The organism is Lysobacter sp. DMC104 (assembly GCF_056313665.1).
In genome coordinates this window covers 201105-227496 of sequence record NZ_JBQUZW010000006.1, presented here as the reverse complement: position 1 = coordinate 227496, position 26392 = coordinate 201105, and the positions used below count along the sequence as shown (strand labels likewise).

The 26392-nt window shown below is 69.0% G+C and carries 2 protein-coding genes; both read left to right on the top strand.

Going from position 1 to position 26392, the window contains the following annotated elements; all coding sequences use genetic code 11:
* The first annotated feature begins 926 nt into the window (after positions 1 to 926).
* Positions 927 to 19094 carry a non-ribosomal peptide synthetase gene (locus tag ACT53R_RS10080; RefSeq protein WP_476171739.1) on the top strand — a complete coding sequence of 6056 codons (18168 nt, stop codon included), beginning with the start codon at positions 927 to 929 and terminating at the stop codon, positions 19092 to 19094.
* On the top strand, positions 19091 to 26386 hold the full coding sequence (locus ACT53R_RS10075) for an amino acid adenylation domain-containing protein (protein ID WP_476171738.1): 7296 nt from the start codon (positions 19091 to 19093) through the stop codon (positions 26384 to 26386). Before ACT53R_RS10080 ends, ACT53R_RS10075 begins: the two co-directional genes overlap by 4 nt.
* The last annotated feature ends 6 nt before the right edge of the window (positions 26387 to 26392 follow it).

Below are 26392 nucleotides of genomic sequence, written 5' to 3'. Positions count from 1 at the left end.
CGATCGTCCCGCTTGCGGTGATGGGAAAACACGATAGACGTGTTGCGCATTCCGCATCGGGAACCATCCGGGAGCGATGCGGGTCGGTGGATGATGAATGCCTGGCGTCATCGGGTTCGCGAAGGCTCATCTTCATGAACACGATGAGGCGACTCGCGTTGCGCATGCATGTCGTGGCGGCAACGATTGCATTCGGCAATTCGTCGCGATCGTGAATGGAAATCCGGAGGTTCATCACGAAAAACAGGGGTGCCTGCCGTTCTTTTGCGGCAGTGTGACGATCGCTCGGATTCCATTTTCCGGACATCCGCTCCTATTGCACTGGCAACCCGCAGCCATTAGCTTAGGCCGCCGAATGGAAATGGTTCCGAATACGGAGTGCCACGGAAAGGCGTTGAAAACGGAGGATTGCAGCAGCGACATGTTCGCGGTGTCGCGCTGTTCTGCTCTTCCCGGATCTTGATCGACACCCGATGCGATGGATTCACGTGTCGTCGGGGGCATGGCATGGACAAGGCCATCCCGGCTTCGCATGCATTTCGAGCGGGCCGGGGGTTCGACAGCACATTGCGATGCGCGCGTGGGTGGCAAGGGGGCCGCGCGCAACGACGGTGAATCACGACAGGCATGCGAAGACGATGGCCGGATGTCGGCATGATCGCCGGCAGTCTCGTGGCTTGCGACTTCGCTGCCGCATGATGGTCCGGATATGTGCATCGATGGCCGTCCCCGGCGGCGATGCGCACGAAACTGCAACATGCGAGCGCTCTACTTGATCGAGGAAATCGGTTCCGCATGGTGACGATGCGGTTCCATTGATGGCCCTTCCAGGAAGGACGGCGCGAAGCGGCATGCCGTGGATCGCCCAGGACACGTTTCCGGATGCACATGCGATCCGGATGACCACATGAAAAGGATTTCTTGAGATGAACAAGCACGAAGCGTGCTCCGAGACCCTGTCGTCCAGGGAAGCGAACCTCGCGTCTTCCGCGCAGCTTCCCGTGTCGCAAGCCGGTGATTCGACGTCGTCTTCCGCATCGCAGCCGCAGCCTCCGGCCTCCTGGAACGATACGGCTTGCGACGTACCGCATGGGCTGAGCATCCATGCGCTGTTCGAGGCGCAGGTGGATCGCGCGCCCCAGGCGAAGGCGTTGGCGTCCGCAGAGGCAACACTGACCTACGGCGAGGTCGATGCGCAGGCCAACCGGCTCGCGCATCGGCTGCGCGCGTTGGGCGTCGGCCCGGACGCGCGCGTCGCGATCTGCATGCCCAGCGGCATCGATCGTGTCGTCGCGATGCTGGCGACGTGGAAAGCGGGCGGTGCCTATGTCCCGCTGGATCCGGCGTATCCCGCCGAACGATTGCGCTACCTGCTGCACGACAGCGCCCCCGCCGTGGTGCTCACCCATGACGGCGTGACACACGACGTGCGTTCGATCCTGCGCGAAGCGTCGGCGTCGCAGGCCGCCTTCCTGGACATGGATGCCGAGCGTGAAGGCATGGTCGCACTGCCGTGCACGCGCCTCCTGCCGGAGGAGATCGGGCTTGCGCCGCGGCATCTTGCCTACGTGATCTACACCTCGGGCTCGACGGGACAACCGAAGGGCGTGATGGTCGAACATCGCGGCGTGGTCAATCTCGCCATCGCGCAGCGCCGCGCCTTCCCGGCGGACGCCGACTGCCGCGTGCTGCAGTGCGCCTCCTTCAGTTTCGACGCCTGCGTTTTCGAGACGGTGATGGCGCTGTGCAACGGTGGATCGCTGCATCTGCCGCCGGCAGGCGCGGTCGTCGCGGGTCCCGTGCTGCGCGATCTGCTGATCGAACACCACATCACCCATGCGACGCTGACGCCGTCGGTGCTGGCCGGGATCGACGATCCGGCCTGCATGGCGAGCGTGCGCACGCTGGTGGTCGCCGGCGAGGCCTGCCCGGCGGCGCTGGTCGAGCGCTGGGCGCCGGGCCGCTGCTTCGTCAACGCCTACGGCCCCACCGAGACGACCGTGTGGGCGACGTGGCATGTCTGCGAGGCACCGATGACCGGGCGCCCGCCGATCGGGCGGCCGATCGCCAATGCGCGGGTGTACGTGCTCGATGACGCCCGCCGGCCGCTGCCGATCGGCGTCGAAGGCGAACTGTACGTTGGCGGTGCCGGACTGGCGCGCGGCTACCTGCATCGCCCGGAATTGACGCAGGAACGCTTCGTGCAGGATCCGTTCGTCGCGCAGGCCGATGCGCGCATGTACCGCACCGGCGACATCGTCCGCTGGCGCGAGGACGGCACACTCGACTACGTTGGCCGCAGCGACGACCAGGTGAAACTGCGCGGCCTGCGCATCGAGCTCGGCGAGATCGAAGCGCAGCTGCTGGCGCAGCCCGGCATCCGCGAAGCCGCGGTGCGCGTGCGCGAGGACGTCCCGGGCGACCGGCGTCTGGTGGCCTATCTGGTCGCCGATGCCGGCGCGACCGATCCGCAGACGCTGCGCGATGCACTGTCGCGCACGTTGCCGGAATTCATGATTCCCGCGGCCTACGTGGCGATGCCTGATCTCCCGCGCACGCCGAACGGCAAGCTCGACGCCCGCGCCTTGCCGGCGCCCACGGACAGCGCGCTCGCGCAGCGAGCATACGAGGCGCCGCGGGGCGAACTCGAAACCGCGCTCGCGACGATTTGGCAGTCCTTGCTGCGGGTGGAACGCGTCGGCCGGGACGACCATTTCTTCGCGCTCGGCGGACACTCGCTGCTGGCGATGCAGATGGTCGCGCGCGTGCGCCAGCACCTCGGTGTGCCGGTGGTCCTGCCCGATCTCTTCGCACATCCGGTGCTGCGTGATCTCGCCGCGGCGCTGGTCGATCGACCGGCCGCGGACGCGCTGCCCGAGCTCCGGGCGGTGGCGCGCACCGACGCGCTGCCGCTGTCGTTCGCGCAGCAGCGCCTGTGGTTCATCGCCCGCATGGGCGCCCGGGCCAGCGCGGCGTATCACCTGTCCTGCGCGCTTGCCTTGCACGGCATGCTCGACGAAGCCGCCATGCAGGCAGCGCTCGATCGCATCGTGGAACGCCACGAAGCGCTGCGCACGCGGTTCGAACTGGTCGATGGTCAGCCGGTGCAGCGCATCGACGCCGCGTCGGGTTTCGCGCTGTCGACGCAGGACATCGGTGATGCCCATGCATCGCATGAAGACGCGATCGCGCACTGGCAGGCGATCGAGGCGGAGACACCGTTCGACCTCGAACGCGGCCCGCTGATCCGCTGCCGCCTGCTGCGGTTGTCCGAACAGGACCACGCGCTGCTGCTGACGATGCACCACATCGTGTCCGACGGCTGGTCGATGGACGTGCTGGCCCGCGAGCTCGATGCGCTCTATCGCGCCTACGCCGTCGATCGCATTTCGCCGGCTCTCGATCCGCTGCCTGCGCTGCCCGCACAATATGCCGATTACGCCGCGTGGCAGCGGGCGTGGCTGGCGGGCGAGGTGCAGCAGAAGCAGCTGGATTTCTGGCGCAAGGCGCTGGATGGTGCGCCGGCATTGGTCGCGCTGCCGACCGATCGTCCGCGTCCTGCGGTGCAGGATTATCGCGGCGGACTGTTGCCGATCGCGCTTGATCCCGCATTGACTGTCTCGCTGAAGGCGCTGTCGCAGCGCCACGGCACGACCCTCTACATGACGTTGCTGGCGGCATGGGCCGCCGTGGTGGCGCGACTGGCCGGCCAGGACGAAGTGGTGATCGGCACGCCGGTTGCCAATCGCACGGTCGTCGAAGTCGAACCGCTGATCGGCTTCTTCGTCAACACGCTGGCACTGCGCCTCGATCTCGGCGATCAACCCAGCGTCGCGCAACTGCTGGCGCAGGCGCGCGAGCGCGTGGTGTCGGCGCAGGCGCACCAGGACGTGCCGTTCGAGCAGGTGGTGGAAGCGCTGAATCCGCAGCGCTCGCTCGCACACACGCCGATCTTCCAGCTGGCGTTCGCGTGGCAGAACGTGCCGCAGACGGCGTTCGCGCTGGAAGGCATGACGACGACCGCGCTGCCGTCGCCGTCGGCCGATGCCAAGTTCGACATGACGCTGGAATTGCAGGAGTCGGGAGATCGCATCGTCGGCACGCTGTGCTTCGCGACGGCGCTGTACGACCTGTCGACGATGCAGCGACACGTCGGTCATCTCGAAGCGCTGCTGCGCGGTATGGTGCGCGACGACGCGCAGCCGGTGGACGCGATCGACCTCATGGACAGTGCCGAGCGCCAGCTGGTGCTGAAGGCCTGGAACGCCACCCGGCGCGATTATTCGCAAGACGACTGCGTGCATCAGCGGTTCGAGCGGCATGCGACCGAGGCGCCGGAAGCGATCGCGATCGCGTTCGAAGGCGACACCGTCACTTACGGCGAGCTCGATGCGCAGGCCGATGCGCTGGCGCAGCGCCTGCGCGCGCTGGGCGTCGGTCCGGAGACGCACGTGGCGCTGCTGCTGCGTCGCGGCCCGGACCTGGTCCGCGCGATGCTGGCGGTGCCGAAGGCCGGCGGTGCGTACGTGCCGCTCGATCCGTCGGCGCCGGCCGAGCGCCTGCGCGAGATGCTGGCCGACAGCGCGCCGCGGGTGGTGCTGACGCAGTCCGAGCTGTCGGCGCAGGTCGATCTTTCGGGCGACTGGGCCGTGCTGGAACTCGACGCGCTGCCGCCGCTGGCGGAGACGGCCTTGCAGCCTGCACGCATCGCCGCCGATCCGAACCGGCTCGCGTACGTGATCTACACCTCCGGTTCGACCGGCAAGCCGAACGGCGTGATGGTCGAACATCGTCACCTCGCGAATCTCGTCGCGTGGCACAGCGAGACCTTCCCGCTGAGTCGAGGCGAACGCACGTCGAGCACCGCCGGTGTCGCGTTCGACGCCTGCACGTGGGAGGTGTGGCCGGCGTTGGCGCAGGGCGCGACGCTGGCGCTGCCGCCGTCGCGCACGCAGGGCGATCCGTCGGCACTGCTGGACTGGTGGGAATCGCAGGATCTGCAGAGCAGCTTCCTCGTCACCGCGCTCGCGGATGCAGCGTTGGCACGCGGGCAGGGCGGTCGGACGAAGCTGCGCTCGCTGCTGACCGGCGGCGATCGACTCAATCGCTTGCCGACGGCAGACCTGCCGTTCGTGCTGGTGAACAACTACGGCCCGACCGAAACGACGGTCGTGGCCACGTCGGGTGTGATCTCGCCGGACGACACGGCGATCCGCATCGGTCGCCCGATCGCGAACACGAAGCTCTACCTGCTCGACCGCCACGGCAAGCCCGTGCCGATTGGTGCGCCGGGCGAGCTGTACATCGGTGGCGCGCAGGTCGCACGCGGTTACCTCAATCGGCCGGAATTGACGCAGGCGCGGTTCCTCGACGATCCGTTCTCGGACGAACCGGGTGCGCGCATGTACCGCACGGGTGACCTCGGTCGCTGGCGTGCGGACGGCACGATCGAATATCTCGGCCGCAACGACCACCAGGTGAAGCTGCGCGGCCTGCGCATCGAGCCGGGCGAGATCGAGGCGCAGTTGTCGGCGCAGCAAGGCATCCGCGAAGCGGCGGTGATCGCGCGCGAGGACGTCCCGGGCGAAGTACGGTTGGTGGCGTATGTCGTCGCCGACGGCGAAGCACCGGAGCCGCAGCGCCTGCGCGAAGGCTTGGCGCGCACGCTGCCGGAATACATGCTGCCGGCGGCGTACGTGACACTCGATCGCCTGCCGCTGACGCCGAACGGCAAGCTGGACCGGCGTGCGCTGCCGGCACCGGAGGGCGCGGCGTTCGCGCAGCGCGCATACGAGGCGCCGGAAGGGCAGGTCGAGACCACGCTGGCGGCGATCTGGTGCGAACTGCTGCGCGTGGAGCGCGTCGGCAGGCACGACAACTTCTTCGAGCTCGGTGGGCATTCCCTGCTGGCCGTACAGATGATGGAGCGCCTGCGGCAGGAAGGCTTCGCCGCCGACATCTCCGCGCTGTTCGCGAGTCCGACGCTGGCCGCGCTGGCGCGCGCGATCGAACAAGCGATGCAGGCCGGGCTTCGCGAGGTTGCGGTGCCGCCGAACGGCATCCCGGCCGATTGCACGGCGATCGTGCCGGACATGCTGCCTCTCGTCGCGCTCGATGCCGCGCAGATCGCGCGCATCGTGGCGGCGGTGCGGGGCGGTGCGGCGAACGTGCAGGACATCTACCCGCTCGCGCCGCTGCAGGAAGGCATCCTGTTCCATCACCTGCTGCAGCCGGAAGCCGATCCGTACCTGCTCTCGATCACGCTGGGCTTCGGCGACCGCGCGGCGCTCGATGGTTTCGTCGGCGCGCTGCAGCACGTGGTCGATCGCCATGACGTGCTGCGCACCGCCGTGCTGTGGGAAGGGCTCGACGCGCCGGTGCAGGTCGTATGGCGCGACGCGCGCATCGACGTGCAGACGCTGGCGCTGGCCGGCGACGACATCGCCGCCGAGCTGGAACGCGACGATGCCTCGCGCCGACTCGACCTGCGGCATGCGCCGCTGATGCGCGGCCTCGTCGCGCATGACGAGAAAAACGACCGCTGGCTGCTGCGGCTGGTCCATCACCATCTGGTGTTCGACCACACCGCGCTGGACATCCTGATGCGCGAGATCGGCATGATCCTGCGCGATCGCGCGCAGGCGCTGCCGGAGCCCGTGCCGTTCCGCAACTTCGTCGCGCAGGCGCGACTGAGCACGAGCGCCGAGGCGCACGAAGCGTTCTTCACGCGGATGCTGGGCGACATCGACGAGACCACCGCGCCGTTCGGGTTGATGGAAGTGCACGGCAACGGCGAGCAGGCGAACGAAGTCGGGAGCATGCTGCCGACTGCACTCTCGCAGCGCCTGCGCCGTCAGGCGCGCCGCCTCGGCGTCACCACCGCCAGCCTGTTCCACTGGGCGTGGGCACAGGTGCTCGCGAAGACCACCGGCCGCGACGATGTCGTGTTCGGCACCGTGCTGTTCGGCCGCCTGCAGGGAACGGCCGGTGCGGAACGCGCAATGGGCCTGTTCATCAACACGCTGCCGCTGCGGGTCACGCTGGGGGCGACCGGTGTGCGCGACGGCGTGCAGCGCACGCATGCGCTGCTGTCGGAACTGCTGGGCCACGAACATGCCTCGCTGGCGCTCGCACAGCGCTGCAGTGCGCTGCCGGCGAGCACGCCGCTGTTCACGACGCTGCTGAACTATCGCCACGGCGCCGGTGTCGCCGACATGTCCGCGTGGGCGCCGGGCACCGAACTCGTGTCGGTGCGCGAACGTTCGAGCTATCCGATCGATCTGTCCGTCGACGATCTCGGCGACGACTTCAAGCTGACCGCACAGGCCACCGCGCCGCTCGATCCGCGGCGGATCTGCGGCTACATGCAGACCGTGCTGGTCGCGATGGCCGACGCGCTGGAGTCCGCACCGCTCACGCCGTCCTGGCGAATCGAGGCGCTCGATGCGGATGAACGCCGCCAGGTGCTGGCCGGTGGGTTTGCCGCGCATGCTCGCGCCTCGCAGACGGACGACTGCATCCATGCGCTGTTCGAGCGGCACGTGCAGGCGCATCCGGATGCGATCGCGCTGGAACACGAGGGCGCGTGCCTGCGCTACGGCGAACTCAACGCCCGCGCGAACCGCCTCGCACGCCACCTGCGCACGCTCGGCGTGGCGCCGGAGGCGAAGGTCGCGATCTGCCTCCACCGCGGCGTCGACATGGTGACGGCGATCCTCGCGGTGCTGAAGGCCGGCGGCGCCTACGTGCCGCTGGATCCGTCGTATCCGCAGGAACGCCTCGCCTACATGCTGCGCGACAGCCGGCCTTGCGCGCTGCTCGCGCAGGGCGACGTCGACCTCGCGTTCGCGCGGGAGGCCGCGTTGCCGGTCGTGCGGATGGACGATCCGCAGGCACCGTGGGCGTCGCTGCCGGACAGTGACCTCGCGTCGGCCGAAACGGGCCTAGAACCCCGCCATCTGGCCTACGTGATCTACACCTCCGGTTCCACCGGCGAGCCCAAGGGTGTCGCGGTCGAACACGGCCCGCTGGCGCGCCGCATCCCGGCGCTGACCGCACGTTACGGTTTCCGCGCGGACGACCGCGTGCTGCAGTTCGCCTCGATCAACTTCGACGTGTCGATCGAGGAAATCCTGGGCGCGCTGACCGTCGGCGCGACGCTGGTGCTGCGCACGCCCGAGTGGCAGACCGATGCTGCGCGCTTCTGGCAGCTGTGCGCCGAGGCGCGGATCACCATCGCCGAACTGCCGACCAAGTTCTGGCAGTACGTGAGCGCCGATCCGTCGATCGCGATCCCCGAGACCGTGCGCATGGTCGTCATCGGCAGCGAAGCAGTCGAGGCGCAGGCCATCCGCGCCTGGGCAGCGCGTCCCGGCCACCGGCCGCAGTTGTTCAACGCCTACGGTCCCACCGAGGCCGTCATCACCGCGACGGTGCAGGACGTCCGCTCGGCCGAGGACGTCCACATCGGCCGGCCTGTCGGCGACCTCGCGATCTACCTGCTCGACGCGCACGGCCAGCCGACACCGTTCGGCGTGCCCGGCGAAATCCACATCGCCGGCGCCGGACTGGCGCGCGGCTACCTCGATCGCCCCGCGCTCACCGAGGAGCGCTTCGTCGCCGATCCCTTCGTGGCCACGCCCGGCGCGCGCATGTACCGCACGGGCGACCTCGGCTGCTGGCAACCCGACGGCACGCTCGCCTACCTCGGTCGCAATGATCGCCAGGTGAAGATCCGCGGCTTCCGCATCGAACTGGGCGAAATCGAGGCACGACTGTCGCGCCTGCCCGGTATCCGCGATGCGCTGGTGCTCGCGCGCGCCGATGCACCCGGCGAGCAGCGGCTGGTGGCCTATCTGGTCGCGAGCGAACAGGCTTCGCACGGCGACGCGCACGATCCGCAGGCGCTGCGCGATGCGCTGGCGCAGATGTTGCCGGAGTACATGATCCCGTCGGCCTACGTGCGGCTGCCTGCATTGCCGCTGCTGCCCAGCGGCAAGCTCGATCGTCGCGCGCTGCCGGCGCCGGACGACGCGGCGTTCGCGCAGCGCGCCTTCGAGGCGCCGCAGGGCCGCACGGAAACGACCCTCGCGCGGATCTGGAGCGAACTGCTGCGCGTCGACCGTATCGGCCGCGACGACAACTTCTTCGAGCTCGGCGGCCACTCGCTGCTCGCGGTGCAGTTGATGGAACGCCTGCGCCGCGAAGGCCTGCACGCCGACATCCGCGTCCTGTTCGCCAAGCCGACGCTGTCGGTGCTGGCTCAGGCGGTCGAAGACGCGCAGCGGGCCGGCGAGCGCGGGGTCATTGCACCCGCCAACGGCATTCCGCCGGGATGCGAGGCGATCACGCCGCAGATGCTGCCGCTGGTGGCGCTGGACGCGGCGCAGATCGCGCGCATCGTGGCCGCGGTGCCGGGCGGCGCCGCGAACATCCAGGACATCTATCCGCTGGCACCGCTGCAGGACGGCATCCTGTTCCACCACCTGCTGCAGACGCGCGGCGATCCGTACCTGCTGTCGACGCTTCTGTCGTTCGAATCGCGCGCGGCGCTCGACGATTTCGTGCAGGCGCTGCAGAAGGTCGTCGATCGCCACGACGTGCTGCGCACCGCGATCCTGTGGGACGGCCTGCCCGAGCCGGTGCAGGTGGTCTGGCGCCAGGCGACGATGGCCGTGGAGACGATCGAGGTCGCCGACGGCGATGCCGCGGCGCGGCTGGCGGAGATCGCCGACCCCCGCGATGCGCGCATGGACGTACGCCAGGCGCCGCTGATGCGCGGCGTGGCCGCCTTCGACTCGCGCAGCCAGCGCTGGATCCTGCTGCTGCTGCAGCATCACCTCGCGATGGACCACGTGGCGGTCGAACTGATCTTCGAGGAGATCGGCATGATCCGCACCGGCCGCGCGGATGCCCTGCCGGAACCGGTGCCGTTCCGCAATTTCGTCGCGCAGACGCGGCTGGGCGTGAGTGCGCAGGAGCACGAGGCATTCTTCCGGCAGATGCTGGGCGATGTCGACGAACCGACGGCACCGTTCGGCATGCTGGAGGTGCACGGCGACGGCGACAACGTCCGCGAGTCGGAACTGAAGCTGCCGCGTGATCTCTCGCTGCGACTGCGGCAGCAGGCGCGCACGCTCGGCGTGAGCACGGCGAGTCTGTTCCACTGGGCGTGGGCGCAGGTGCTGGCGAAGAGCGCCGGTCGCGATGAAGTGGTCTTCGGCACGGTGCTGTTCGGTCGCCTGCAGGGCGGCGAGGGCGCGGATCGTGCGGTCGGCCTGTTCATGAACTCGTTGCCGATGCGTGTCCATCTGGGCGATCTCGGCGTGCAGGACGGCATCCTGCAGACGCACGCCGTGCTGTCGGGGCTGGTGCGCCACGAGCACGCGCCGCTGGCGCTCGCGCAGCGTTGCAGCGCGCTGCCGACGAATGCGCCGCTGTTCTCGTCGCTGCTGAACTACCGCCACACCACGCCGGCCGGCGATACCGTGCCGGACTGGGCACAGGGCGTGGAACTGCTGTCGGTGCGCGAGCGCACCAACTACTCGTTCACGCTGTCGGTGGACGACCTGGGCGAGGACTTCGAGCTGCGCGCGCAGATCGAGGAGCCGGTCGCGCCGGAGCGCGTCTGCGACTACCTGCATCACGTGCTGGCGCGTCTGGTCGATGCGCTGGAGCATGCGCCGCGGACGCCGTCGTGGCAGATCGACATGCTGGGCGACGCCGAGCGCGACTTCCTGCTGCGCGACTGGAACGCGACCGATCGCGAGTATCCGACGACCTGCGTGCATGCGCAGTTCTCGGCGCAGGCGGCGCGCACGCCGGAAGCGGTGGCGCTGCGGTTCGAGGATGTCGAGCTGCGCTATGCCGAACTGGATGCGCGTTCCGATCGCCTCGCGCGCTACCTGATCGAGTCGGGCGTGACGCCCGGATCGCGCGTGGGCCTGTACCTGTCGCGCTCGCCGGAACTCGTAATCGCGGTGCTCGGTGCGCTGAAGGCGGGTGCGGCCTACGTGCCGCTGGAGCCGAAGCTGCCGAAGGAGCGACTGGGCTACATGGTGCAGGACGCCGGCATCGGCTGGGCGCTGCTGGAAGCGGCGACGATGGACGAACTGCCGCTGTCGGGTGTCGACGTGGTGCTGATGGACGGCGCCGCCACCGAAGCCGACTGGCTGGGCGAGTTCACGCAAGGCGAACTGCCGTCGATCTCGGCGAACGATGTCGCCTACGTGATCTACACCTCCGGTTCGACCGGTCGCCCGAAGGGCGTCATGGTCGAACACGGCGGATTGTCGAACTATCTTGCGCACGCGATCGAAGCGTACCTGCCGGGCCTCGCCGGTTCTGTGGTGAGCTCGCCGCTGTGCTTCGACGCGACGCTGACGACGCTGCTGCCGCCGCTGCTGGCGGGCAAGCCGGTGTGGCTGCTGCCGGACGAATCGCACACCGAAACCTTGGCGCGGTTGTCGACGCGGCTGTTCGCCGAAGGCGAGGGCTGGCTGTTCAAGATCACGCCGGCGCACCTGGATGCGCTGTCGTACCTCGAACGCGATGTCGCCGTTTGCAATGCACCGCACTGCATCGTGGTCGGTGGCGAACAGTTGCCGGCATCGACGCTGCGTCGCTGGAAGGGCGAACTGCTGCCGAACGCGACGTTCGTGAACGAATACGGCCCGACCGAGACGGTGGTGGGCTGCAGCGTGTGGACGCTGTCGACGCGGGATCAGTTGGCGCGGCTGGACGGTGCGTCGGCGACACCGATCGGTCGTCCGATCGGCAACACGCAGCTGTACGTGCTGGACGCGCATCGGCAGTTGCAGCCGATGGGCAGCATCGGCGAGCTGTACATCGGTGGCGCGGGCGTGGCCCGTGGTTACCTCAACCGGCCGGAACTGACGGCGGAGCGCTTCGTCGACCATCCGTTCGGGACCGGCCGTCTGTATCGCACCGGCGACCTCGTGCGGCACCTGCCGGATGGCGAGCTGGAGTTCGTCGGCCGCATCGACGACCAGGTGAAGATCCGCGGGTTCCGGATCGAGCTGGGCGAGATCGAGGCGGCGCTGGTGGCGCAGTTGTCGGTGCGCGAGGCGGTGGTGCTGGTGCGCGAGGACGCGCCGGGCGATCGCCGGCTGGTCGCTTACGTGGTGCCGACGGAGGGCGCTGTGATCGAAGCGCATGCGCTGCGCGAGGCGCTGTCGCAGTCGCTGCCGGAGTACATGGTGCCGGTGGCGTACGTGGCGCTGGGCATGCTGCCGTTGACCAACAACGGCAAGGTCGACCGCAGGGCGCTGCCCGCGCCCGGCGACCCGATGCAGACGCAGCAGGCCTTCGTCGCGCCGCAGGGACCGCTGGAGACCGCGATCGCGGGCGTGTGGAGCGAGGTGCTGGGCGTCGCCCGCGTCGGCCGCCACGACAGCTTCTTCGAACTCGGCGGGCAGTCGCTGCTGGTCGTGCGCATGATCTCGCGCCTGCGCCAGTCGCTCGGCCTCAACCTGGCGCTGTCGACCGTGTTCGCACACCCGGTGTTGCACGATTTCGCGCAGATGGCCGGCCAGGCGCAGACGACCGCGCTGCCTGCGCTCGCGCCGATGCCGCGTCCGGACGACATGCCGCTGTCGTTCGCGCAGCAGCGGCTGTGGCTGGCGGCGCAGTTCGGCGAAGAGGCCAGCGCCGCCTACCACATGCCCATCGGGCTGCGCCTGCGCGGCCGGCTCAACCGTGCCGCGCTGCAGGCGGCGCTCGACGGGATCGTGCGTCGCCACGAATCGTTGCGCACGTGGTTCGAACTCGTCGACGACCGCCCGGTGCAGCGCATCGCGCCGGTTGCGCCGTTCGGGCTCGTGTTCCAGCCGCTGGACCTCGACGTCGCCGAACGTGACGCCGCGATCGCGCACTGGAGCCTGCTGGAATCGCGCGAGCCGTTCGACCTGCATCGCGGCCCGCTGTTCCGCGGCCGCCTGCTGCGGCTCGACGAACGCGACCATGTGCTGCTGCTGACGATGCACCACATCGTCTCCGACGGTTGGTCGCTGGGCGTGCTCGCCGAGGAGCTGAGCGCGCTGTACCGTGCCTACGCCGTCGATGGCGTGCCGACGTCGGTCGATCCGCTGTCGCCGCTGCCGGTGCAGTATCCCGACTACGCGCTGTGGCAGCGCCAGTGCATGGACGATGCCGTGCAGGCGCACCTGCTCGCGTACTGGCGCGATCAGCTCGCCGGCAGTGCGCCGCTGTCGACGCTGCCGACCGACCATCCTCGTCCGCCGATCAAGGGCTTCGTCGGCGGCATGGTCCACGCGCACGTGCCGCAGGCGACCACCGCGGCGCTCAACGCACTCGCTGCGGGCCATTCCAGCACGCTGTTCATGGTGCTGATGGCGGCGTTCAACGTCGTGCTGTCGCGCTGCACCGGCCAGACCGACCTCAACGTCGGCACCGTGGTGGCGAATCGCAGTCGGGCCGAGGTCGAGCCATTGATCGGCCTGTTCCTCGATACGCAGGCGATCCGCACCCGGCTCGACCCGGAGCAGAGCTTCACGTCGCTGCTGGAGCAGGTGCGAGCCACGCTGATCCAGGCCTACCTGCACCAGGATCTGCCGTTCGACCGATTGCTCGAGGACCTGAAACCGGTCCGCAGCCCCGGCGTGCCGCCGGTGTTTCAGGTGATGGTGCAGATGCAGAGCGTGCCCGATCCGGTGGTGCGCCTGCCCGAACTGGAGATGGAAGAACTGCCGCTCGCCGAGCACACGGTCAAGTTCGACCTCACGCTCTACGTCAACGAGCGCAACGGTGCGATCGACATCGCCTACGAATACGACGCCGCACTGTACGAACCGGCGACCATCGAACGCTTGGCCGCGCACTTCGGCCGCATGCTCGACGCCGTCGCGGCCACGCCACAGGCGCGGCTATGCGAGATGTCGCTGCTCGACAATGCCGAGCGCGACTTCCTGCTGCGCGACTGGAACGCGACCGATCGCGAGTATCCGACGGCCTGCGTGCATGCGCAGTTCTCGGCGCAGGCGGCGCGCACGCCGGAGGCGGTGGCGCTGCGGTTCGAGGACGTCGAGCTGCGCTATGCCGAACTGGATGCGCGTTCCGATCGCCTCGCGCGCTACCTGATCGAGTCGGGCGTGACGCCCGGATCGCGCGTGGGCCTGTACCTGTCGCGTTCGCCGGAACTCGTGATCGCGGTGCTCGGTGCGCTGAAGGCCGGTGCGGCGTACGTGCCGCTGGAGCCGAAGCTGCCGAAGGAGCGACTGGGCTACATGATGCAGGACGCCGGCATCGGCTGGGCGCTGCTGGAAGCGGCGACGATGGACGAACTGCCGCTGTCGGGCGTCGACGTGGTGCTGATGGACGGCGCCGCGACTGAAGCCGACTGGCTGGGCGAGTTCACGCAAGGCGAACTGCCGTCGATCTCGGCGAACGATGTCGCCTACGTGATCTACACCTCCGGTTCGACCGGTCGTCCGAAAGGCGTCATGGTCGAACACGGCGGATTGTCGAACTATCTCGCGCATGCGGTCGAGGCGTACCTCCCCAAGGTTGCCGGGTCCGTGGTGAGCTCGCCGCTGTGCTTCGACGCGACGCTGACGACGCTGCTGCCGCCGCTGCTGGCGGGCAAGCCGGTGTGGCTGCTGCCGGACGAATCGCACACGGAGACGCTGGCGCGGCTGTCGACGCGGCTGTTCGCCGAAGGCGAGGGCTGGCTGTTCAAGATCACGCCGGCGCACCTGGATGCGCTGTCGTACCTCGAACGCGATGTCACTGCTTGCGATGCGCCGCATTGCATCGTGGTCGGCGGCGAACAGTTGCCGGCGTCGACGCTGCGTCGCTGGAAGGGCGAGCTTCTGCCGAACGCGACCTTCGTGAACGAATACGGCCCGACCGAAACTGTGGTGGGTTGCAGCGTGTGGACGCTGTCGGAACAGTCGCAGCTCTCGAAGCTCGAAGGCGCGGCGGCGACGCCGATCGGCCGTCCTATCGGCAACACGCAGTTGTACGTGCTGGACGCGCACGGGCAGTTGCAGCCGATGGGCAGCATCGGCGAGCTGTACATCGGTGGCGCGGGCGTGGCCCGCGGTTACCTCAACCGGCCGGAACTGACGGCGGAGCGATTCGTCGACCATCCGTTCGGGACCGGCCGTCTGTATCGCACCGGCGACCTCGTGCGCCTGCTGCCGGATGGCGAACTGGAGTTCGTGGGTCGCATCGACGACCAGGTGAAGATCCGCGGGTTCCGGATCGAGCTGGGCGAGATCGAGGCGGCGCTGGTGGCGCAGCCGACGGTGCGCGAGGCGGTGGTGCTGGTGCGCGAGGACGCGCCGGGCGATCGTCGCCTGGTCGCGTATATGGTGCCGGCGGAAGGTGCGACGGCGGAGGCGCACGTGCTGCGCGAGGCGTTGTCGCAGTCGCTGCCGGAATACATGGTGCCGGCGGCGTATGTATCGCTGGGCACACTGCCGCTGACCAACAACGGCAAGGTCGATCGCAAGGCGCTGCCCGCGCCCGGCGACGTGGCCTTCGCGCAGCGCGATTTCGAGGCGCCCCAGGGCGCGATCGAAACGCTGCTGGCGGGCATCTGGAGCGAACTGCTCGGCGTCGAGCGCGTCGGGCGGCAGGACAATTTCTTCGAGCTCGGCGGACATTCGCTGCTGGCCGTTCGCCTGATGGGCATCCTGCGGCGAGAATCGCTCAACATCGACATCCGCGCGCTGTTCGCGCAGCCGACGCTGGCCGCGCTGGCACAGGCCGTGGAGGACGCGAAACGCGGCGCGTCGACCGACGTGGTCGTGCCGCCGAACGGCATTCCGTCGGGCTGCACGGCCATCACGCCGGAGATGCTGCCGCTGATTTCGCTCGACGCCGCGCAGATCGCGCGGATCGTCGCGGCGGTGCCGGGCGGGGCGGCGAACGTGCAGGATCTCTATCCGCTGGCGCCGCTGCAGGAAGGCATCCTGTTCCATCACCTGCTGCAGGCACAGGGTGACGCCTACCTGCTGTCGACCACGCTGGCGTTCGACACGAAGGTGCGGCTCGATGCCTTCGTGGGCGCGCTGCAGCAGGTGATCGATCGCCACGACGTGCTGCGCACCGCCGTGCTGTGGGAAGGCCTGGCCGAACCCGTGCAGGTGGTGTGGCGCCATGCCCGCTTCGAAGTGCGCACGCCGATGCTGCCTGCCGGTGACGTGGCGATGCGTCTCGCCGAACTCACCGATCCGCTGCACATCCGCCTGGATGTGAGCCACGCGCCGCTGATGCAGGGCCATGCGGCGTACGACGCGGCGCACCAACGCTGGCTGCTGCAGCTGGTCCACCACCATCTGGTGCTCGATCACACCGCGCTGGACGTGCTGCTGCACGAGATCGGCCTGATCCTCGGCGGTCGCGCGCACGAACTGGCCGAACCCGTGCCGTTCCGCAACTTCGTTGCGCAGGCCCGCCTGGGCGTGAGCGAGGCGGAGCACGAGGCGTTCTTCGGACGCATGCTGGGCGACGTGGAAGAGCCGACGGCACCGTTCGGCATCCTGAAGGTGGAAGACGAGGGTGCGCATGTCCGCGAGGCGCAGCGTGCGTTGCCGCGCACGCTGTCGAAGCGCCTGCGCCAGCAGGCGCGCAACCTCGGCGTGAGCACGGCCAGCCTCTTCCACTGGGCGTGGGCGCAGGTGCTGGCGCGGACCACCGGCCGCGAGGACGTGGTGTTCGGCACCGTGCTGTTCGGTCGCCTGCAGGGCGGCGTGGGTGCGGAACGCGCGATGGGCCTGTTCATCAACACGCTGCCGATCCGCGTGCGACTGGGCGAGACCGGCGTGCGCGACGGCGTGCAGCAGACGCACGCGCTGCTGTCGGAGCTGCTGGGCCACGAGCACGCCTCGCTGGCGCTGGCGCAACGCTGCAGCGCGCTGTCGTCGAGCACGCCGCTGTTCTCGGCGGTGCTGAACTATCGCCACAGCGTCGACGCCGCCGCAGAGACCGAAACGCCCGACTGGGCGCACGGCATGCAGATGCTGTCCGCAGTGGAGCGCACGAACCACGTGCCGTACATCATGGCGGTGGACGACCTCGGCGAGGACTTCGAGCTGAAGGCACTGGTCGAGCGGCCGGTCGCGCCGGAGCGGATCTGCGCGTACCTGCAGACCGCGCTGGAATCGCTGGCCGACGCACTCGAAAGTGCATCGCAACGGCCGTCGTGGCGGGTCGAGGTGCTGGATGCGGACGAACGCCGGCAGGTGCTGGAGGACTGGAACCGCACCGGCCACGAATGGCCGCATCCGGACGCATGCGTGCAGACGCTGTTCGAGCGCCAGGTGCAGGCCACGCCGGAGGCACTGGCGCTTGCGCAGGGCGAGGAACGGCTGACCTATCGCGAACTCGACGCGCGCGCCAACCGATTGGCGCACCATCTGCGCGGCCTCGGCGTGAAGCCCGACGACAAGGTCGCGATCTGCCTGCAGCGCAGCGTCGACACGATCGTCGCGATGCTGGCGGTGATGAAGGCCGGCGGCGCGTACGTGCCGCTCGATCCGTCGTATCCGCAGGGCCGCCTCGACTTCATGTTGCGTGACAGCCGCCCGCGCGTGCTGATCACCACCGCGGCGCTGCAGGATCAGCTGCCGGCGAGTCCGATCCTCTGGCGTACACCCGTGGTGGACATGACCGAAGCCGAACAGTGGCAGTCGCTGTCGTCCGAGGCGATCGATCCGGCCTCGTTCGGCCTGCAGCCCGCGCATCTGGCCTACGTCATCTACACCTCCGGTTCCACAGGCGTGCCGAAGGGCGTCATGGCCACGCATCGCGGCCTGTGCAACCTGGCGCAGGCGCAGATCGCGGGCTTCGGCGTGCAGGCGAACAGTCGCGTGGTGCAGTTCGCATCCTTCAGCTTCGATGCCTGCATTTCCGAGGTGATGATGGCGCTGCTGTGCGGTGCCAGCCTGCACTTGCCACCGCCGGGTCCGCTTGCGGGCCGGGAACTGGTGGCGTGGCTCGACGCGCAGCGCATCACCCATGCGACGCTGCCGCCGGCCCTGCTGGCGAGCCTGCCCGATGATGCCGTGCTGCCACACCTGCGCACGTTGATCCTCGCCGGTGAGGCCACCAGCGCCGCACAGGTGCGACGCTGGGCGCCGGGACGCCGGCTGATCAACGCCTACGGCCCGACCGAAGGCACGGTGTGCGCGAGCATGCACGAGTGCGATCCGGCGTCGAGCGAGCCACCGCCGATCGGCCGGCCGATCGCCAACGTCCGCCTTTACGTGCTCGATGCGCACGGTCGTCCCGCGCCGATCGGCGTGGCCGGCGAGTTGCACATCGGCGGCGTGCAGGTCGCGCGCGGATACCTCAATAACGCGACGTTGACCGACGAGCGCTTCGTGCCTGATCCGTTCGCTGGCGAAGCCGATGCCCGCATGTACCGCACCGGCGACCTCGCACGCTGGCGTGCCGACGGCACCCTCGATTTCCTTGGCCGCAACGACCACCAGGTCAAGATCCGCGGCTTCCGCATCGAGCTGGGCGAGATCGAGGCGAAGCTGCTGGCCCAGGCCGGCGTGCGCGAAGCGCTGGTGCTGGCGCGCGAGGACGTCACCGGCGACAGGCAACTGGTCGCCTACGTGGCCGACGGCGCGAACGGGGAACTCGACACGCAGGCGCTGCGTCGCGCGCTCGCGCAGGCGCTGCCGGACTACATGGTGCCGGCGGCATGGGTGGTGCTGCCGAGCCTGCCGGTCACGCCGAACGGCAAGGTCGATCGCAAGGCGTTGCCGCTGCCGTCGCAGGCGGGCGTCGCGCAGGCCGCGTACGAACCGCCGGAAGGCGTCACCGAGACCACGCTGTCGCAGATCTGGAGCGAACTGCTGGGCATCGAGCGAGTCGGACGTCAGGACCACTTCTTCGAGCTCGGCGGGCATTCGCTGCTGGCGACGCGGCTGATCTCGCGCGTCCGCAGCGAGTGGGACATCGAGCTGTCGCTGATGACGATCTTCTCGAACCCGCGCCTGAGCGAGTTCTCCGAAGCCATCGTCGACTGCCAGCTCGCGCAGTTCGATGCCGACTACCTCGACACGATCGTCGCCCAGCAACAAGGCCTCGTCCAATGAACAACGCCACTCTGAAGACCATGACGCGCGCCGAGCGCGAGGCCTTGCTCCTGGCGGCGCAGGCTGGGCGCGGCAAACCGAAGTCCGCCGGTCGCCCGGTCGGCATTCCCGCGCGGACCGCACCGCGCGCGCACTGGCCGCTGTCGTTCTCGCAGCAGCGGCTGTGGTTCATCGCGCACATGTGGCCGACGGCGCACATGCTGCATTTCGGCCTGAGCCTGCGTGGCCCGCTCGACAAGTCCGCCCTGCAGGCGGCGCTGGACCGCATCGTCCGCCGCCACGAAGGCCTGCGCACGCGCTTCGAGGTCGTGGGCGAACAGCCGGTGCAGTGCATCTCCGAAACCGCCGGTTTCATGCTGCTGCACCACGATCTGGCCGAGGAAGGCGGTGAGGCCGCGGCGATGATCGATCGCTGGCAGCGCGAGGAAGCGTCCACGCCGATCGATCTCGAGCACGGGCCGATGATCCGCGGCCGCCTGCTGCGACTGGCCGAGCACGACCACGTGCTGCTGGTGAAGATGCACCACATCGTCTCGGATGGCTGGTCGATGGGCATCCTCGCGAACGAACTGGACACGCTGTATCGCGCTTATGCCGTGCAGGGCGTGGCGTTCGACGTCGACCCGCTGCCGGCACTGCCGATCCAGTACGCGGACTACGCGCTGTGGCAGCGCGAATGGCTCACCGACGAGGTGCAGCAGCGGCAGGCGGCGTTCTGGCGCGAGCAGTTGTCCGGCGCCCCGGCGCTGGTCGGGCTGGCGACCGATCGCCCGCGTCCGCCGGTGCAGGATTCGCGCGGCGAACTGCTGCCGGTCGCGTTCGACGGTGAACTGGCCGCGGGCCTGAAGGCGCTGTCGCAGCGGCACGGCACCACGCTCTACATGACGCTGCTGGCGGCGTGGGGCGCGCTGGTGGGCCGGCTGGCCGGGCAGGACCAGGTGGTGATCGGCTCGCCGGTCGCCAATCGCACACGCGCCGAGATGGAGCCGCTGATCGGCTTCTTCGTCAACACGCTGGCGCTGCGCATCGACCTGAGCGACCAGCCTACCGTGACGCAACTGCTGGCGCAGGTGCGCGAACGCGTGTTGTCGACGCACAGCCACCAGGATCTGCCGTTCGAGCAGGTGGTGGACGCGCTGAAGCCGGAGCGCACGCTGGCGCACACGCCGATCTTCCAGGTCACCTTCGCGTGGCAGAACACGCCGGAGGAAGCGCTCGAACTCGACGGCCTGCAGCTGAGCGTGCTGCCGCCGCGCAACGGCGAGCACAACGCCCAGTACGATCTCGAACTCGACCTGCACGAGACGCGCGACGGCATCGCCGGCACGCTCGGTTTTTCGCGTGCGCTCTACGAACGCGACACGGTGGTGCGCTTTCGCGACCATCTGGAAGCGCTGCTGCGCGGCATGGTGCGTGACGATGCACAGCCGGTCGATGCCATCGACCTGCTGGACGCAGTCGAGCGCGAGCGGGTGCTGGCGAGGTGGAACGATACCCGCCGCGACTATGCGCTCGACGTCTGCGTGCACGAACGTTTCGAGCGCCATGCTGCCGAAGCGCCGGAGGCGGTGGCCATCGCCTTCGAAGGCGCGTCGATCACCTACGGCACGCTCGACGCGGACGCCAACCGCCTCGCGCACCAGCTGATCGCGCAGGGCGTGCGCGCCGAGACGCGCGTCGCGGTGGTCGCTGCGCGCGGCCCGGCGCTGGTCACCGCCTGGCTCGCGGTCCTGAAGGCCGGTGGCGTGTACGTCGCGATGGATCCGGCGTACCCGCAGGAGCGCCTCGCTTACATGCTGGACGACAGCCGGCCGCGCGTGGTGCTCACCGAGGCGGCGTTGCAGGACCAGTTGCCGTCGTGCCGCGCGCTGCGAACCGCCGCCGTGCTGGTGCTGGACGAGCCGACCTGGCAGCAGCGCCCGGCGACCGCGCCCGGCCGCGAGGCGACGGGCCTGCAGCCCGAGCACCTTGCCTACGTGATCTACACCTCCGGTTCGACCGGCAAGCCGAACGGCGTGATGGTCGAACATCGTCACCTCGCGAACCTGATCGCGTGGCATTCGGAGACCTTCCCGCTGAGTCAAGGCGAACGCACGTCGAGCACCGCGGGTGTCGCATTCGATGCCTGCGCCTGGGAAGTGTGGCCGGCGCTGGCGCAGGGCGCGACGCTGGCGCTGCCGCCGTCGAGCACGCAGGGCGATCCGTCGGCGCTGCTGGACTGGTGGGAGTCGCAGGACCTGCAGAGCAGCTTCTTGGTCACCGCGCTCGCGGATGCGGCATTGGCACGCGGGCAATCGAACCGGAAGGGGCTGCGTTCGCTGCTGACCGGCGGCGATCGACTCAATCGCCTGCCGACGGCGGACCTGCCGTTCGCGCTGGTGAACAACTACGGCCCGACCGAAACGACGGTGGTGGCCACGTCGGGCGTGATCTCGCCGGACGACACGACGATCCACATCGGTCGCCCGATCGCGAACACGAAGCTCTACCTGCTCGACCGCCACGGCAAGCCCGTGCCGATTGGTGCGCCGGGCGAGCTGTACATCGGCGGTGCGCAGGTCGCGCGCGGCTACCTCAATCGGCCGGAATTGACGCAGGCGCGGTTCCTCGACGATCCGTTCTCGGACGAACCCGGTGCGCGCATGTACCGCACGGGCGACCTCGGCCGCTGGCGTGCGGACGGGACGATCGAATACCTGGGCCGCAACGATCACCAGGTGAAGCTGCGCGGGCTGCGCATCGAGCCGGGCGAGATCGAGGCGCAGTTGTCGGCGCAACAAGGCATCCGCGAAGCCGCGGTGATCGCGCGCGAAGACGCGCCGGGCGAAGTGCGCCTCGTCGCCTACATTGTCGCTGACGGCGATGCGCCCGAGCCGCAGCGCCTGCGCGACGGGCTGTCGAGGACGCTGCCGGAATACATGCTGCCCGCGGCTTACGTGACACTCGATCGTCTGCCGCTGACGCCGAACGGCAAGCTGGATCGGCGTGCGCTGCCGGCACCGGAGGGCGCGGCGTTCGCGCAGCGCGCGTACGAGGCGCCGGAAGGGCAGGTCGAGACCACGCTGGCGGCGATCTGGTGCGAACTGCTGCGCGTGGAGCGCGTCGGCCGGCACGACAATTTCTTCGACCTCGGCGGGCATTCGCTGATGGCAGTGCAGATGATGTCGCGCGTGCGGCAGCGGCTGGGGCTGGAAATGACGGTCTCGCAGTTGTTCACGCATCCGGTCATGCACGCGTTCGCCGCCGCGTTGGCGGAGGCGCCGGCCAGCGCGTTGCCGGCATTGCGGCCTGCGGCGCGCACCGGTGCGATGCCGCTGTCGTTCGCACAACAGCGCCTGTGGTTCATCGCGCAGATGGGCGCGGTGGCAAGTGGCGCCTATCACATGCCGGGTGGCTTGCGTGTGCGTGGTGCGCTCGACGTCGCCGCGTTGCAATCGGCGCTCGACCGCGTCGTGGCCCGCCACGAAGCACTCCGCACACGGTTCGAGATCGTCGGTGGCCAGCCGGTGCAGCGCATCGATGCGCCAGCGCGCTTTGCGCTCGAACGGCACGACACCGGCGATGGCCATGCGTCGCCCGAAGATGCCATTGCGCACTGGCAGGCGATCGAGGCCGAGACGTCGTTCGACCTCGAACATGGCCCGCTCATCCGCGGCCGGCTCCTGCGGCTCGCCGAGCACGACCACGTGCTGCTGCTGACCATGCACCACATCGTGTTCGATGGTTGGTCGCTGGGCGTGCTGATGGACGAATTGGCTCGCCTCTACGCGGCATATGCGACACAGGGGCTCTCGATCGAGAGCGATCCGCTGCCCGCGCTCGCCGTGCAGTACGCGGATTACGCCGTGTGGCAGCGCGACTGGCTGTCCGGCCGCATGCAGGCGCAGCAACTGGCGTTCTGGCGCGATCGACTTGCGACCGCGCCGGAACTCGTCGCGTTGCCGACCGATCGCCCGCGCCCGGCAGTGCAGGACTACCGCGGCGAAAGCCTGTCGATCGCGTTCGATCCGCAGTTGAGTGCAGGGTTGAAGGCGCTGTCGCAGCGGCACGGAACCACGCTGTTCATGACCTGTCTCGCGGCCTGGGCCGCGCTCGTGGCGCGATTGGCAGGACAGGACCAGGTGGTGATCGGCACGCCGGTCGCCAATCGAACGCGTACGGAGGTCGAACCGCTGATCGGTTTCTTCGTCAACACGCTGGCACTGTGCGTCGATCTCGACGACCAACCCAGCGTTGCGCAACTGCTGGCGCAGGTACGCGAGTCCGTGCTGGAGGCGCAGAACCATCAGGAGCTGCCGTTCGAGCAAGTCGTGGAGGCATTGAGGCCGAAGCGCACCATGGCGCACACGCCCGTCTTCCAGCTGATGTTCACCTGGCAGGGCGCGTCCGAATCCGCGTTCGACATGCCGGGATTGCAGTTGGAGGAATTGACGCTGCCCCCGGCCACCGCCAAGTTCGACCTGACACTGGAATTGCAGGAGTCGGGTGATCGCATCGTCGGCACGCTGTGCTTCGCGACGGCGCTGTACGACCTGTCGACGATGCAGCGACACGTCGGTCATCTCGAAGCGCTGCTGCGCGGTATGGTGCGCGACGACGCGCAGCCGGTGGACGCGATCGACCTCATGGACAGTGCCGAGCGCCAGCTGGTGCTGAAGGCCTGGAACGACACCCGGCGCGATTTTCCGCGCGACCTCTGCGTGCATCAGTGGTTCGAGCGGCATGCGGCCGAGACGCCGGAGGCGATCGCGATCGCGTTCGAAGGCGACACCGTCACCTACGGCGAGCTCGACGCGCAGGCCGATGCGCTCGCGCAGCGGCTGCGCGCGCTCGGCGTGGGCCCGGAGACGCGCGTGGCGCTGCTGCTGCGTCGCGGGCCGGACCTGATCCGCGCGATGCTGGCGGTGCCGAAGGCGGGCGGTGCGTACGTGCCGCTGGATCCGGGCGCACCAGCGGAGCGCCTGCGCGAGATGCTGTCCGACTCTGCGCCGCGCGTGGTGCTGACGCAGTCCGAGCTGTCGGCGCAGGTCGATCTTTCGGGCGACTGGAGCGTGCTCGAACTCGACGCGCTGCCGCCGCTGGCGGAGACGGCCTTGCAGCCTGCCCGCATCGCCGCCGATCCGAACCGTCTCGCCTACGTGATCTACACCTCCGGTTCGACCGGCAGGCCGAACGGCGTGATGGTCGAACACCGCCACCTGGCGAACCTGATCGCGTGGCATTCGGAGACCTTCCCTCTGGCGCGCGGCGAACGCACGTCGAGCACGGCGGGCGTGGCGTTCGACGCCTGCACGTGGGAAGTGTGGCCGGCGCTCGCGCAGGGCGCGACGCTGGCGCTGCCGCCGTCGCGCACGCACGGCGATCCGTCGGCGCTGCTGGACTGGTGGACGTCGCAGGATCTGCAGAGCAGCTTCCTCGTCACCGCGCTCGCCGACGCGGCGCTGGCGCGCGGGCTGACCCACAAGAAGACCCTGCGTTCGCTGCTGACCGGCGGCGATCGACTCAATCGCCTGCCGACGGCGGACCTGCCATTCGCGCTCGTGAACAACTACGGCCCGACCGAAACGACGGTCGTGGCGACGTCGGGGGTGATCTCGCCGGACAACACGGTGATCCACATCGGTCGCCCGATCGCGAACACGAAGCTCTACCTGCTCGACCGCCACGGCAAGCCCGTGCCGATTGGTGCGCCGGGCGAGCTGTACATCGGCGGTGCGCAGGTGGCGCGCGGTTATCTCAATCGCCCCGAACTGACGCAGGCGCGGTTCCTGGACGATCCGTTTTCGGACGAACCGGGTGCGCGGATGTACCGCACCGGTGACCTCGGCCGCTGGCGTGCGGACGGCACGATCGAATACCTCGGACGCAACGATCACCAGGTGAAGCTGCGCGGGCTGCGCATCGAGCCGGGCGAGATCGAGGCGCAGCTGGCGGCGCAGCAAGGCATCCGCGAAGCGGCGGTGATCGCGCGCCAGGACGCGCCGGGCGAAGTGCGGCTGGTGGCGTACGTGGTCGCGGACGGCGAAGCGCCGGAGCCGCAGCGCCTGCGCGAAACGCTGTCGCGGAAGTTGCCGGAATACATGCTGCCGGCGGCGTACGTGACACTCGATCGCCTGCCGCTGACGCCGAACGGCAAGCTGGACCGGCGTGCGCTGCCGGCACCGGAGGGCGCAGCGTTCGCGCAGCGCGCATACGAAGCGCCGGAAGGGCAGGTCGAGACCACGCTGGCGGCGATCTGGTGCGAACTGCTGCGCGTGGAGCGCGTCGGCCGGCACGACAATTTCTTCGACCTCGGCGGGCATTCGATGCTGGTCACGCGCCTGATCGATGGTGCGCGTCGACGTGGACTGCTGGTGGATCTGCGGCAGGTATTCGATGCTCCTACGCTGGCCGGCCTTGCCGCCGTCGTCACGCAGGGCGGGGAGGGCGAGGACACGCCGACCTGCCTGATCCCGGTACGCATCGCAGGATCGCGACGCCCGTTGTTCTGCTTCCACGAAGGATTCGGCAGTGTCCTGGCCTACGAACGTCTCGCGCGCTTCATCGATGCCGACGTTCCGGTCTACAGCCTGGAAGCCAGGGCAATGCACGAAGACCCGCCGGTCTACCGGACGCTTGTCGAGATGGCGCGCGACTACCTCCGCCAGATCCGGTCCGTGCAGTCCGTCGGGCCCTATCGCCTCGCCGGGTGGTCGGGTGGCGGCCTGATCGCCTACGAAGTCGCGCGCCAATTGCTGGAAAACGGCGAATCCGTCGGCTATCTCGGCATGATCGATACCTACCGGCTTTCGCCGGAGGACATGGAAGGCGACATCGCCCAGACCAAGCACTTCCTCATCCGTATCCTCCAGTACCTGCGGCCGGAGCTGACGCCGGATGTCCTGCGCGGCCTGCTTGCCTTCGGCGACCTCGACGCGATGGTGGCCGAATGCCACCGCAACGGCTGGCTCGGCCCGGACGTGACCGGCCACGAGATGGATCGCCGCTTCCGTGTCGCCAACGACATCGCACGCGCCAGCGTGCAGTACGTACCGCCGCCGATCGATATCGACGTCAGCCTCTTCAGCGCGCAGGAGCCCGTCCGCGACGACCGCAGCAACGGCTGGTCGACGCTGCTCGGCGCGCGGCTGGACGTCGTCGAGGTCGGTGGCACGCACATGGCGATGATGCAGGACGAAACCCTGCTCGCACGGATCGCCGGCCCGATGAACCACGCGCTGCTCGATATCGGCGCCTCGTCGCCGCGAGCCGTTCCCGCCGTTTCGCGCAGCGTCGATCTCTCTCTTTCCTGAGGACAG